Source organism: Mesorhizobium sp. WSM3868, assembly GCF_002294785.1.
Classification (GTDB): Bacteria; Pseudomonadota; Alphaproteobacteria; order Rhizobiales; family Rhizobiaceae; genus Mesorhizobium.
Window position 1 is genome coordinate 118,184 of record NZ_NSGB01000013.1, and the last position, 12,987, is coordinate 131,170.

Sequence of the window (12,987 nt, forward strand, 5' to 3'; positions counted from 1 at the left end):
CTCGGCGCGCACAATTAATCCTAGCTAGCCGCCAAAGAAAACAGTTCTGTGTCTCGCCTTCGCCTGCGAGCGGCCGCACCCTTTGCGCCACGCTAAACCACTGGTCAGGTTTCGGGTGGCCCTTGCCACCGAACCGTATATCGGTTGGAGCTGGTTCGGGGATTGAGGGAGCGATCGGGGTGGGAGGGGTGACGACATGACGATGGCGGCTGGCGCCGCGCCAACACGCGGACCGATGACGCTCAGGGATTGGGCGCAGCTCCTGCTGCTCGGCGCGATCTGGGGCGGGTCCTTCTTCTTTGCCCGCATTGCCGTGGCGGAGATCCATCCTTTGGCGCTGGTGCTGTTTCGCGTCGCCATCGCGGCGGCCGCGCTTCAGCTCTATCTGGCGATCCGCGGCCCGTCCTTCCGTCTCGCCTTTCCCCACGCCGGCCTGTTCTTCCTGCTGGCGTTGGCCAACAATGTCATTCCGTTTTCGCTGATCTTCGCCGGCCAGACCGAGCTCGGCGCCGGTATTGCCTCTGTGCTCAATGCCACGACGCCATTTTGGACGCTGCTCCTCGCCAATGCGCTCACCGCTGACGAAAAACTGTCCTGGAACAAGCTGGCCGGCGTCTCGCTCGGCGTTGCAGGAACAGCTGTCATGATCGGTCCTGGTTTGGCTGACGGTCTCGGCGAGCCGGTCTGGGCCAAGTTCGCGCTGATCGGCGCCTCGGTGTCCTACGCGATTGCCCTGATGATCGCGCGCCGCTTCAAGGGGGTGCCAGCGCCGGTCATCGCCACCGGGCAACTGACCGCATCGACCATCATCATGATCCCCGTCGTGCTGATTGCCTACGGCCCGACTGGACTGTTTTCGGTCTCGCCGCCGGTCTGGGCCGCGGTGCTCGGGCTGGCCCTGCTCTCCACAGCCTTTGCCTACATCCTCTATTTCAACCTCGTTGCCTCGGCCGGCGCCACCAACGCCTCGCTGGTCACTTTGATCGTACCGGTGAGTGCCATGCTGCTCGGATTCCTGTTTCTGGGCGAGCGGCTGCAGCTCTTCGAAATGGGCGGCATGGCGCTGATCGGAGTCGGTCTGATCACCATTGACGGGCGCCTGTTCGGCCGATGGTAGCGGTGCCATGCCACGGCTTCGCCATAATTTATTCACAAACCCTTGGATCGATTTTTGCCGAAGAGTTTCAATGGCTAACGGCAAATTCGAGGTCGCAAATTCCACAATCGCGTCGCAATGCAGCACATTTTCCGCTTGCCTGTGACCCAAATGACTCTAGATTCCGGCCATAGCTCTTAAGAGGAGGCTATGGCATGGGACTGACGAGGCCAATCAACGCATTGATGATTTGTGCTGCGTTTGCATTCATCGGCGCCCTTATCATGGGCGTTCTTCCCTGACCCGCCGAAGCCAGGAAGACCAACACCGAGGATGAGTCCAACCGATTCGAAAAGGCCGGGTTCCGCCCGGCCTTTTCCGTTTCAATCATTGTTTTGGATGCATGTCGTTTCGCAAAACCGCTGCACACTTTTCGGCGAGTTTGATCAGGCCGCGGCCGAGCCGGCCGCTTCCGCCTCATGCGAGCGGATGCCGATCATGTGGCAGACGGCGAAGACCAGATCGGCACGGTTCATCGTGTAGAAATGGAAATCGCCGACGCCGCGCTCGACCAGATCATGGACCTGCTCTGCCGCGACCGCTGAGGCCACCAGTGCATGCGTTTGCGGATCGTTCTCCAGCCCTTCGAAGCGCTCGGCCAGCCACGCCGGCACTAGCGCGCCGCAGCGGGCGGAAAAATTGGCGACCTGGGTGAAGTTGTGCACGGGCAGGATACCCGGCACGATCGGAATGTAGATGCCGGCGCGGCGCGCGCGCTCGACATAGCGCTCGTAGAGGTCGTTGTCGAAGAAGAACTGGGTGATCGCCCGCGTCGCGCCATTGTCGACCTTGCGCTTCAGCATGTCGATGTCGGTGGCGAAGTCCGGGCTTTCCGGATGCTTTTCCGGATAGGCCGAGACCGAGATGTCGAAATCGCCGACGCTCTTCAGCGCCCCGACCAGTTCGGCGCCGTTGGCATAACCATTGGGATGCGGACGATAGGCGGTTCCCACACCTGCGGCCGGATCGCCGCGCAAGGCGACGAAACGCGTGACGCCAAAGTCGGCGAATTCCTGGATGACGGCGTCGACCTGATGCCGGGCCGCGTCGACGCAGGTCATATGCGCCGCCGGCGTCAGCGTCGTCTCGTTGAGAATGCGCTTCACGGTGCGCGCCGTGCGCTCCCGGGTCGAGCCGCCGGCACCGTAGGTCACCGAGACGAAGCGCGGCTTGAGCGGCTCGAGCCTTGTGACGGTGTCCCAGAGCCTTGCTTCCATCTCATCCGTTTTGGGCGGGAAGAACTCGAACGAAACCCGGACCTTGTCGCCAATATCGGGGCGGCGGGAAAAGCGGAACTGGTTCATCAGGCTGTTTCCCTTGCTGGAAGTGTGTCGTTGGACGGATCGGCGATCAGCAGGCGGCGATCGCGACCCAACCAGAGCTTGACGGTGAGTCTCGCCTCGGCCTGGCCGCGCGGCTCGAATTCCTGGCTCTCTTCGAGGTCAAGCCCAGCCTCCTCGAACCAGTCGGCGATCTGCCGGTCGGAAAAGCCGAGCCGCATATGCGCGTGCTGGTCGCGCAGGAACTCCAGATTGTGAGGCGCGAAATCGACGATCACCAGCCTGCCGGACGGACGCAACAGCCTCGCCGCCTCGCCGATGGCGCGGGCCGGATCGTCGAGATAGTGCAGAACCTGGTGGATGGTGACGAGATCGAAGGCGTTGCGCTCGACGGGCGGCGAAAAGATGTCGCCCTGGCGCACCTGCGCATTGGCGACGCCGGCCTTGTCGAGATTGGCGCGCGCCACGGTCAGCATCTCGCGCGACATGTCGATGCCGACGCCGCGCCGGTAGAGCGGCGCGAAGATCTCCAGCAGCCTGCCCGTTCCGGTTCCGAGGTCGAGCATCGACTGGAACGGCCGTTTGCCGACAAGCTTGAGCAATGCCGCTTCCACCGCGCGATCCGGCACATGCAGCGAGCGGATGCGATCCCAACTGGCGGCGTTCTCGGAAAAATACTCCGCGGCCCGGTCCTGCCGCTTGCGCTTGACAGCGGCCAGCCGCTCCAGGTCGCGCACCACCTGCGGATCGGCCTCGCGCACGCCCGAGACCAGCCGCTGAACGAAATCGCGCGAGCTGTCTGTGTCCGACAGCCTGAAAAAGGCCCAGGACCCTTCCTGGTAGCGGCCGATCAGCCCGGCATCGAGCAGCAACTTCAGATGCCGTGAGACGCGCGGCTGCGACTGGCCAAGGATTTCGGTAAGGTCGGAGACCGTGAGATCCCCGCGCGACAGCAGCACCAGAATGCGCAGGCGGCTGGATTCGGCAGCCGCCTTCAATGTATCTACCATCGTGTCGAGCGTGACATGCATGAAAGGCTCTCGCTGAAAGATATAAAGATATGTTTATGTCGAATTTGAAAGCCTGGCAAGCGCTATGTCGCTCCCTGACAAGAAAATGGCGCAGCCATGATCCGCGCATTGCGGGCCGTGCGTCCGCGGATTGATTGAACGATGTTCGAGAGACGCGAGGACGAGACGCTCCTGGAAAACGACCCGGCCGATCTGCCGCCGGACGGCCATCTCGTCTTCATCGGCCGGATCTCCTCCCCTTGGACGAGCCGCGAGGATTGTCCCAAGAACATGCGCGCCGCCCGCGAGACCGGCCGGACTGCGGCCATCCTGATCGACAAGCCCTACCGCCGGGGGCTGCAGAACCTCGATCGCGCCAGCCACATCGTCATCCTGTCCTGGCTCGATCATGCCCCACGGAATCTGATTGTTCAAAAACCGCGCCATGCGGCTGAGCCGAAAGGGGTTTTCTCGCTACGTTCCCCTGCCCGGCCGAACCCTGTCGGCCTGCACATCGCCAAGCCCGTCGCGCTCGATATTGAGGAGGGCCGGATCGAGATCGACGCCATCGACGTGCTCGACGGCACGCCGGTCGTCGACATCAAGCCCTACTATGCGTCGACCGATGCCTTCCCTGAGGCGGCCATTGCCGGACGCGAGGAGAAATGAGCGCGCCGACCGGCCGCCGCCGCGCGATTGCCAAGGCGCTCACCGCGCTCTTGCCGCTCGCCCCCTATTCCGACATGGAAAAAATCCGCGCCGATGCCGGAGCCGTGCATATGAAGAGCTTGCCGCCGACAATCGCGGTGTGGCTGGCAACCATCGCGCATGTCCGCCACACCCATACCGACTATGACAAACTGCTGGCCGAAGGCTATGACCGCGACTCGGCACGCTTCTTTGTCATCGACGAGACCAATGAGGTGCTGACCCGCTGGCGCGCGACGCGGCTGCTGGAAGAGGATGACGAGGACGAGTAAAGCACAGGCTAGGCTAGACAGCGCCGTTGGCCTGGCTCTTACTTCATTCGAAGCGGGACGCTAGCCTGCCTTTCCACAACGACGAAGAAGGAGCGAAATGAGCCAAGCCGCCCCCGCGCCTGCCGCGCCACTACCCGTTCTGTCAGAGCGTCATCTCGATCCGCATGCCTATCCCAACGGCGTCGCTTACCTCGATGGACAATATCTGCCGATGTCGCAGGCAAAGGTGTCGGTGCTGGACTGGGGCTTTCTGCATTCCGACGCCACTTACGACACGGTCCATGTCTGGGACGGCCGCTTTTTCCGTCTCGATCTGCATCTCGACCGTTTCTTCGGCGGGCTGGAAAAGCTTCGCATGATCATCCCGTTCGACCGCGACGGCGTTGCCGAAATCCTGCACAATTGCGTCGCGCTGTCCGGCCATCGCGCCGCCTATGTCGAGATGCTGTGCACGCGCGGCGCCTCGCCGACCTTCAGCCGCGATCCGCGTCAGGCGATCAACCGGTTCATGGCTTTCGCCGTCCCCTTCGGCTCGGTCGCCAATGCCGAACAATTGCGAAGCGGCCTCCACGTCGCGATCAGCGACAAGGTCCGTATCCCACCTGCCTCGATCGATCCCTCGATCAAGAACTATCATTGGCTGGACCTGGTGCGCGGGCTCTACGACGCTTATGACCGCGGCGCCGACACCGCGCTGGTCCTCGACTTCAACGGAAACCTCGCCGAAGGTCCAGGCTTCAACGTGTTCTGTGTCAGGGCAGGCAAATTGACCACGCCCGCCGTCGGCGTGCTGCCCGGCATAACGCGCCGCACCGTGTTTGACCTGTGCGCCGAGGCGGGACTGCCCGCGGTTGCCGCGGATGTCAGCGTGGCCGCGCTCAAGTCAGCCGACGAAGTCTTCATCACCTCGACGGCCGGCGGCATCATGCCCGTCACGATGATCGACGGTGCTCCGGTTGCCGATGGCAAGGTCGGTGCGATCACTGAGCGTCTGATGCGCCTCTACTGGCAAAAGCACGAGGATCCGGCCTGGTCGAGCGCAGTGCGCTACGGATGACAACCAAAGCCACTCCAACAGTTCACTCAGAGCGAGACTTGAACCGGCGATATCCAAAGCCGAAGCCCGATCACGCGCGATAGATCCACTGCTCCGGCACCCGCACCGAAATCTCTTCGCCGGTCCTGATGATGCCGGGTTTTTCGACCCAGGCGACCAGACCGCGCAGCCTCTTCGCCGTCTTCGGAAACAGCAAGGCCGTCGCGTCGCGATCCGCCGCGTTGACATGTTGGGCGATCGATTGCCCGGCGACCCGGCAGGGCTTGTTCTGGCCGTCGATCTTGATCGTCACGCCGCCCTTGAAGAACAACAGCGACCCCGCCGGCAGCATCGAAAGATGCGGCAGGCCTTCGATCATCAGGTTGGCGCCGATCCATTCCGCCTTGATCTCCTCGAGGCCCATGCAGTGGGCGACGATGGCGAGCTCATCCGCGGCGACGAGCGACAATTGCCGCTCGTTGCGCATTTCGGTGCCGCGCGGGTACCAGGGCTCGCGCCCGCCGGAGCGCCGCGTCGCGCCGGCATGGAAGTCACCCTCGATCCCGTCGAAGCCAAGGCGCAATTCGTCCACGGGCCTTGTCTCGAAATGATCGGACGGCGCGGCATAGAGTGCCGCTGCCAATGCTGTCAGCTTGCGGCCGGCGACGATGTCGGCCGTCGGCTCCGCCGACGGAAAAAGCTCTAGGTTCGTTTCCTGCATAGCGTTGGTCTAGAGACGCTCGGCTACTCGGTCCAGTCGAAAGCGCTGATGATCCGATCACAGCGCTTGATGGCGATCACGACTTTCTTACCTGAAGATGCCGCACGCTTTCACATTCCGCCGCATTGCCGCCGCGCCGGCGGCGTAAATGGCGGCGCGAACTTGGGAGGGTTCAGATCATGCAGGTTCAACATGCGATCGCCGCGCTCTGGTTGGCCTGGGTGGTGTCTTGGGTGCTGGCCGCCGCGTGGGCCGATCCAGCGCAAAAGCGCGCGGACTTCAAGGCTGAGGCCCGTTACCGGGTTCTCTGGCTGGCCGGCACCTTTCAGCTGTTCGCGCCGGCGCACGGCTATGTCGGCCGATTGCGGCTGTGGACGCCGACGCTTGCCGAGGGCTGGATCTGCGTCGCCCTGATCGCGATCGGCATCGCTTTCGCCTGGTGGGCGCGCTTGCATCTCGGTCGGCTGTGGTCGGGCACCGTCACCGCCAAAGCCGATCACCGCGTGGTCGACAGCGGTCCCTATCGGCTGGTCCGCCACCCGATCTACACCGGCCTGCTGGTGTCGATCCTCGCCACCATGGCAGCCAAGGGCACTGTCTGGGGTGTTGCCGGCGCTGCCCTGCTGCTTGTCGGCATCGTCGTCAAGGCCAGGCTGGAAGAGAGCTTCCTGCGCGGCGAGCTCGGCCCCGCCTATGACGACTATGCCAGACGCGTGCCGATGCTGGTGCCGTTCGTCCCCGCCTGAGCCGGTTTACAACATCCTCAGCAGCGCGCCGCCGATCGAATAGCCGGCGCCGAAGGCGCAGAGCAGGCCGAAATCGCCGGCCTTCATGTCCGCATGATTTTCGGACAGTGCCACGATGGCGCCGGCGCCCGCCGTGTTGCCGAGGCGTTCCAGCACCATCGGCGCGCGGTCGTGGTCGACATCGTGGCCGAAGGCGAGTTTGAGAATCATCGCATTCATGCGCGCATTGGCCTGATGCAGCCAGAAGCGGCGGATGCCTTGCGGCGTCAGACCATGCTCGGCCAGGAACTCGACGATGAATTTGTGGCCCGCGACCGTGACTTCCTTGAACACCTTGTTGCCGACCTGCTTGATCAGATTGCCCTCGAGTTTGATCTGGTAGGGATCGTCCTGGGCAGTGCGGGTGTGGTAGCCGAGATTGGTGCGGATGTTGTTCGACATTTGCGTCCAAGTGCGCGTGTCGAGCACCTCGAAGCGTCCCGGCCGCTTCTCGCCCTGGTCGAGCCCTTCGACGATCATGGCGACCGAGGCGTCGCCGAAGATGAAATGCGTCTGTCGGTCGCGGAAGTTGAGATGGCCGGTGATGATTTCGGGCGTCGACACCAGGATGCGCTTGTGCGCCCCTGCCCTGACAAGGTTGACCGCGATGTGCAGCGCCGCCGCGGCGGAAGAGCAGCCGAGCCCCATGTCGAAGCCGGCGCCCTTGGTGCCCAGGGCCTGCTGCATCTCGATGGCGATCGCCGGATAAGGCCGCTGATGATGCGAGGCCGAGCAGATCACCAGATCGATGTCCGAGCCTTCCACGCCGGCATGGGCGATGGCTTTTTTGGCCGAAGCGATGCCGAACTCCGCCTGCAGCGACAGTACGTCGTCCGGCCGGGCCGGAATGCGCGGCGCCATGCGGGTCGGATCGAGGATGCCTTCGCGTTCGATTACATGGCGGGTCTGCACGCCCGAGGCATGGACGATGAAGTCGCTGTTCGACTTCTGCAGCAGCGTCTCGCCTGTGACGGCGCGGCGCGCATTCTCAGTGTCGACCCAGCTGTTGAAGCTTTCGACCAGCTCTTCATTGGTGATGACAGGCTCGGGGATTTCGGCGCCGATGCCGCTGATGATGACGCGATGCATGTCCAATCCGTCCGAGGCACGGCCTTTGTGCCGGAGCGCGCTACCCTTGTCGCATTTGGCCGGTTTATGCCAGCCTAAATCGCAGTTCCGGCTATCGCGATGAGTTGACCGGAAACGGTCAGGCCCGCTTGGCAATGATGAAGATGCGCGGGAAGCGCAGCAGCACCTTGCCGTTCGCCGTCTTCGGATAGGCCTTTGCGATCTTTGCGGTGTAGCTTTCGAGGAATGTCTTTCTCTCGTCCGCGTCGAGCGGATCGAGGAACGGCTTCAGCCCCGTCGCCTTGACCCATTCGACGATCGCTTCGGCATTGGCCAACGGATGATTGTAGATCGTGTGCCAGATATCCACGCGATCGGCGAGCGGCGACAGAAGATCGTAGTAGAAGGAAACCGCGGGCAGCGGCGCGCGGGCGGCACTCCTGAGCTTGGCCGAGAACGGCATCTCGGCCGCGGTGTCGCGCATCAACCGATGCGAGGGTTCGCCAAGATTATCAGGCATCTGGATGGCCAAGGCGCCGCCCGGCGCGAGCAGCCCGATCAGCCGCTGGAACACCGCCGGATGCTCCGGCAGCCATTGAAAGACCGCGTTTGCGAAGATCACGTCGACGGGCTGTGCCGGCTGCCATGCGGAAGCATCGGCTAGAGCGAAATTCACGTTGGGCAGCCGCGCCTTCGCCTTCTCGATCATGTCGGGTGAGGTGTCGAAGCCGCTGACCTCCGCATCCGGCCAGCGCTCGACTAGCAGCTCCGTCGAGTTGCCCGGACCGCAGCCGATATCGACGACGCGGCGCGGGAAATCGACCGGGACTTGTGCTGCCAGGTCCCGCGCGGGCCGCGTGCGCTCGTCCTCGAACTTCAGATATTGGGCGGCGGACCAGTCAGCCATTTCAGAACCTCATATTTGTTCGCCGCCCATGGACTTTGCTACCGCGTCAGCCGCTTGTGCGTCATGCGGTGCGGGGTTGCCGCTTCCGCGCCCAGGCGGCGCAGCTTGTCCTTCTCATATTCCTCGAAGTTGCCTTCGAACCATTCGACATGCGCGTCGCCCTCGAAGGCGAGCATGTGGGTCGCCATGCGGTCGAGGAACATGCGGTCGTGGCTGATGATCACCGCGCAACCGGCATAGGCTTCGAGCGCATCTTCCAGCGCGCCCAGCGTTTCGGTGTCGAGATCGTTGGTCGGTTCGTCGAGCAGCAGCACATTGCCGCCGCCCTTCAGCATCTTGGCCAGATGCACGCGGTTGCGCTGGCCGCCGGAAAGATTGCCGACCTTCTGCTGCTGGTCGCCGCCGCGGAAGTTGAAGGACGAGCAGTAAGCGCGGCTGTTGACCTCGTGCTTGCCGAGCTTGATGACCTCGGCGCCGCCCGAGATCTCTTCCCAAACCGTCTTGTTCGGGTCGAGCGCGTCGCGGCTCTGGTCGACATAGCCGAGCTTCACAGTCTCGCCCTTGCGGATCGAGCCGGCATCCGGTGTTTCCTGGCCGGTGATCATCTTGAACAACGTCGTCTTGCCGGCGCCGTTCGGGCCGATGACGCCGACGATGCCACCCGGCGGCAGTTTGAACGACAAATCCTCGATCAAAAGCTCGTCGGCAAAGCCCTTGTTGAGGCCCTCGACCTCGATGACGACATTGCCGAGGCGCTCGCTCGACGGGATGACGATCTGCGTGTCGGTCGGCTTGCGGTTCTGCGACTGCTCGACCAATTCCTCATAGGCCTTGATGCGCGCCTTGGACTTGGTCTGGCGCGCCTTCGGCGAGGATTGGATCCATTCGCGCTCGCGCCAGATCGCCTTCTGGCGGGCGTCGTCCTCGCGCCCTTCCTGGATCAGGCGCTTGGCCTTGGCGTCGAGATATCTGGTGTAGTTGCCCTCGTAGGGAATGCCGCGGCCGCGGTCGAGCTCGAGAATCCAGCCGGTGACGTTGTCGAGGAAGTAGCGGTCGTGGGTGATGATCAGCACCGAGCCCGGATAGTCGCGCAGGTGCTTTTCCAGCCACTGCGTGGTCTCGGCGTCGAGATGGTTGGTCGGCTCGTCGAGCAGCAACAGGTCGGGCTGCTCGAGCAGCAGCCGGCAGAGCGCCACGCGGCGCCGCTCGCCGCCCGACAGGTTGGTCACTTCTGAATCGGCCGGCGGGCACTGCAGGGCGTCCATCGCCATCTCGACCTGCTGCTCGAGATCCCACAGGTTCAGCCGGTCCATCTCGTCCTGCAGCTTGGCCGACTCGTCCGCCGTCTCGTCGGAATAGTTCATCATCAGCTCGTTATAGCGCTCGATGATGGCGGTCTTCCTGGCGACGCCGTCCATGACGTTTTCACGCACGGTCTTGCTGTTGTCGAGCTGCGGCTCCTGAGCGAGATAGCCCACGGTCGCGCCTTCGGCCAGCCACGCCTCGCCCTGAAACTCCTTGTCGAGCCCGGCCATGATGCGCAGGATGGTCGACTTGCCCGAACCGTTGGGGCCGAGGATGCCGATCTTGGCGTCCGGATAGAAGGACAGGTGGATGTTATCGAGCACCTTCTTGGTGCCGTAGGCCTTCGACAGGCCTGACATGTGATAGATGAACTGGCGAGCCACGCGCGCTTTCCCTGAAACTGAACTGTCGAATTGGGTGGAGTTGCGCGCTATGTAGGCGATGAAGCGCCGAACGGCAATCGCTTTCGGCACGCCGCGATCTTCACCAGCCGGCGATCATGCTCGGTTCGGCGGCCAGATCCGGGCCTGGCACGCGCCCTATTGGAACCCTATCGCGTCGACCGTGCCCTTCGGGCAGCCCGCCTTGCTCGTCGGCGCCGAGGCGATCAGCAGGCTGGCGAGCTTGCTGTCGGGGCCGATCGGACCGGAGAGACCGAGCGTCAGCTCGCCGATCAACCGCCTTCCGCTCGACGGATCGACAAGGCAGGAGACGCGCACGCGGTCGCCGGCGCCCTTGCCGAAGGCCTGGTCGAAGGCATTGCGGATCTGCTCCGATGTCAGCTGCTTGCCGATGTTTTTGACGAAGAGATCGCGCACCGGCGAGGCGTTCACCGCGCGCATCAGATTGAGCGCGTCGGAGAAATACTCCTGCTGGCTCTTGCCGTAGCAGGTGCCGTGCTTGATCCATTCATGGCGCTCCAGCTTGGACGCCGTGCCCGGCATCATCTGGTCGAGCTCAGCGCGCGTGTTGGCGTCGAGTTCGACGGGCGGCAAATCCCCCCAATGCGCGGGATTGTCGTTGGCCTTGTCGCCCGCCGACACCTGGCAATAGAAATTGCCGTTCGGCTGCGGCCACAGCCCATGCAGCGTGAAGTGCGAAGCGTCGAATTCGTTGGGATTCTGCGCCTTGCATTCGGGTTTGTTGGCCTTGGTCTCACAGAATGCGGGCTGCCAGCTCAGCGCGAACACATATTCAGGCTTGCCGGAACCAGGTTGCGACGGCTTCATCGGATCGGCCGGCGAGGGCGTGGCGGACGCGCTGCTGCCGGTGACATGACCGCAGCCGATCTTCACCCAGCGTCGCTCCGGATCGGCGCCAGGAACCTGGATGAGATAATGGGTGGGCTCGTCCTTGTTGCCTGCCAGAAGCTGATAGGTCTGTCCCGCTTCGGTAGACACGTTGCCGGAGTTCTTGCCGCTCCTGATGGCTTGCGTTGCCGGACAGGCGCTGTCGGCCACGAAGGTGCCGCTCATCTTCACATCGGCCTGAGCCGCGCCGGCGCCAACCAGGGCCAGAACAACCGAACCCCATACTGCCCAAACCCGCATTCCCGCTCTCCCGGCGATCATCGAACCGTATCGGATTCGCCACATTAGAACAGGCGACGTGTCAGAATTGCGATCTTTGTCGTCGCGCGAAAATAATCCCCAGGAGAGCGATAAGCGCACTCCACATGGCTCGAAAGGATCGCGCTCTCTTGACGCAGCCGAAGCCCTCGCCCATCAGTCGCCAAGGGAGCGAGACATGCCATTCGACAAGCAGACCAGGCTGGCCTCACCGACCGGGGCCGACCTCAACCTCTATGTGAGACATGCGCAAATATCCCCGCGCGCCGTCATCCAGATCAATCACGGCTTGGCCGAGCATGCGGCGCGTTACGCCCGCTTTGCCGACTTCCTCTGCGCGCGCGGCTTCCATGTCTACGCCCATGACCATCGCGGCCATGGCGCGACAAAGGCGCCCGATGCGCCGCTCGGCCGGTTCGCCGATACCGACGGCATCGCCAAGGTGATTGCCGATGTCGGCGCGGTGCATGATCTGATCGCCGTTGAACATCCGGGATTGCCGGTCATCGCTTTTGGACATTCGCTCGGCGCCTCGATCGCGCTGAATTTCGTGCTCCGCCATTCCGATCGCGTCCATGCCGCAGCGATCTGGAACGGCAATTTCTCGCAAGGCCTGCTCGGCCGGCTGGCCCTGGCCATCCTGGGCTGGGAAAGGATGCGGCTGGGCTCCGACGTGCCATCTCGGCTGCTGCCCAAGCTGACCTTCCAGGCCTGGGGCAAGGCCGTGCCCAATCACCGGACCTTGTTCGACTGGCTGTCGCGCGATCCGGTCGAGGTCGACAAATACATCGCCGACCCGCTCTGCGGCTGGGATGCCTCCGTCTCCATGTGGCGCGATGTGGTCAACCTGGCGCTCTACGCCGGCAGGGATTCGAGCTTCGCCGGCGTGCGCCGCGACCTCTTCGTCAATCTGATCGGCGGCGAGAAGGATCCGGCATCGGACTACGGCAAAGCGGTTCACCACCTTGCCCGGCGTATGGACAAAATGGGCTTTTCGAATCTGGTTTCAAAGGTTTACGCCGACACCCGCCACGAGAGCCTGAACGAGGTCAACCGCGACATCATCATGAATGATTTCGCCGCCTGGGCGGATCATACGCTGAAACCCTAGCGGCATTGGCCCATTGCATGGGTCGTGACAGGGGCGACCTCTGTTGGTAGACGCTGCGCT

Annotated in this window: 13 protein-coding genes; 6 read left to right on the top strand and 7 right to left on the bottom strand. The window is 63.3% G+C overall.

Annotation, left to right across the window (positions count from 1 at the left end; all coding sequences use genetic code 11):
* Positions 1-196: 196 nt before the first annotated feature.
* The gene (locus CK221_RS20610) at positions 197-1,117 is read left to right on the top strand and encodes a DMT family transporter (protein ID WP_095779060.1); all 921 of its coding nucleotides are present in this window, start codon (positions 197-199) and stop codon (positions 1,115-1,117) included.
* A 425-nt stretch (positions 1,118-1,542) separates the two neighbouring features.
* Here the strand turns inward: CK221_RS20610 and metF are convergent, their stop codons facing one another.
* Both metF and CK221_RS20620 read right to left on the bottom strand, forming a co-directional pair.
* On the bottom strand, positions 1,543-2,460 hold the full coding sequence (gene metF / locus CK221_RS20615) for a methylenetetrahydrofolate reductase [NAD(P)H] (RefSeq protein ID WP_066990683.1): 918 nt from the start codon (positions 2,458-2,460) through the stop codon (positions 1,543-1,545).
* Complete coding sequence (locus CK221_RS20620) at positions 2,460-3,467, bottom strand: metalloregulator ArsR/SmtB family transcription factor (RefSeq protein ID WP_067328997.1); 1,008 nt, start codon at positions 3,465-3,467, stop codon at positions 2,460-2,462. Before CK221_RS20620 ends, metF begins: the two co-directional genes overlap by 1 nt.
* A gap of 141 nt (positions 3,468-3,608) precedes the next feature.
* Between CK221_RS20620 and tsaA the strand changes: the two genes are divergently transcribed.
* The 3 genes from tsaA (at position 3,609) to CK221_RS20635 (ending at position 5,483) form a co-directional block, all read left to right on the top strand.
* Positions 3,609-4,115, top strand: coding sequence for a tRNA (N6-threonylcarbamoyladenosine(37)-N6)-methyltransferase TrmO (tsaA, locus tag CK221_RS20625; protein WP_095779061.1), 507 nt, complete (start codon positions 3,609-3,611; stop codon positions 4,113-4,115).
* A complete protein-coding gene (locus CK221_RS20630; protein ID WP_066990672.1) occupies positions 4,112-4,426 on the top strand; it encodes a DUF2293 domain-containing protein in 315 nt (104 codons plus the stop codon). The genes tsaA and CK221_RS20630 overlap by 4 nt, the downstream gene beginning before the upstream one ends.
* 97 nt (positions 4,427-4,523) lie before the next feature.
* The gene (locus tag CK221_RS20635; RefSeq protein ID WP_095779062.1) at positions 4,524-5,483 is read left to right on the top strand and encodes an aminotransferase class IV; all 960 of its coding nucleotides are present in this window, start codon (positions 4,524-4,526) and stop codon (positions 5,481-5,483) included.
* A 70-nt stretch (positions 5,484-5,553) separates the two neighbouring features.
* Here the strand turns inward: CK221_RS20635 and CK221_RS20640 are convergent, their stop codons facing one another.
* A complete protein-coding gene (locus CK221_RS20640; protein ID WP_095779063.1) occupies positions 5,554-6,183 on the bottom strand; it encodes a molybdenum cofactor sulfurase in 630 nt (209 codons plus the stop codon).
* 179 nt (positions 6,184-6,362) lie between these two features.
* On the opposite strand from CK221_RS20640, the gene CK221_RS20645 reads away from it, so the two are divergent.
* On the top strand, positions 6,363-6,929 hold the full coding sequence (locus CK221_RS20645; protein ID WP_095779064.1) for an isoprenylcysteine carboxylmethyltransferase family protein: 567 nt from the start codon (positions 6,363-6,365) through the stop codon (positions 6,927-6,929).
* Between the two features lie 6 nt (positions 6,930-6,935).
* On the opposite strand, the gene CK221_RS20650 is transcribed toward CK221_RS20645, so the two are convergent.
* The 4 genes from CK221_RS20650 to CK221_RS20665 form a co-directional block, all read right to left on the bottom strand.
* Positions 6,936-8,057, bottom strand: coding sequence for a beta-ketoacyl-ACP synthase III (locus CK221_RS20650; protein ID WP_066990659.1), 1,122 nt, complete (start codon positions 8,055-8,057; stop codon positions 6,936-6,938).
* A 118-nt stretch (positions 8,058-8,175) separates the two neighbouring features.
* Positions 8,176-8,943 carry a trans-aconitate 2-methyltransferase gene (tam, locus tag CK221_RS20655; RefSeq protein WP_066990656.1) on the bottom strand — a complete coding sequence of 256 codons (768 nt, stop codon included), beginning with the start codon at positions 8,941-8,943 and terminating at the stop codon, positions 8,176-8,178.
* A gap of 38 nt (positions 8,944-8,981) precedes the next feature.
* On the bottom strand, positions 8,982-10,631 hold the full coding sequence (ettA, locus tag CK221_RS20660; RefSeq protein ID WP_095779096.1) for an energy-dependent translational throttle protein EttA: 1,650 nt from the start codon (positions 10,629-10,631) through the stop codon (positions 8,982-8,984).
* Positions 10,632-10,787: 156 nt separating this feature from the next.
* Entirely contained in the window at positions 10,788-11,798 is a 1,011-nt protein-coding gene (locus tag CK221_RS20665; RefSeq protein WP_095779065.1) for a ribonuclease, read from the bottom strand.
* A 196-nt stretch (positions 11,799-11,994) separates the two neighbouring features.
* Here CK221_RS20665 and CK221_RS20670 point away from each other — a divergent pair, with 196 nt between their 5' ends.
* Positions 11,995-12,927 (top strand): alpha/beta hydrolase, encoded by a 933-nt coding sequence (locus CK221_RS20670; protein ID WP_095779066.1) that lies wholly within the window; start codon positions 11,995-11,997, stop codon positions 12,925-12,927.
* The last annotated feature ends 60 nt before the right edge of the window (positions 12,928-12,987 follow it).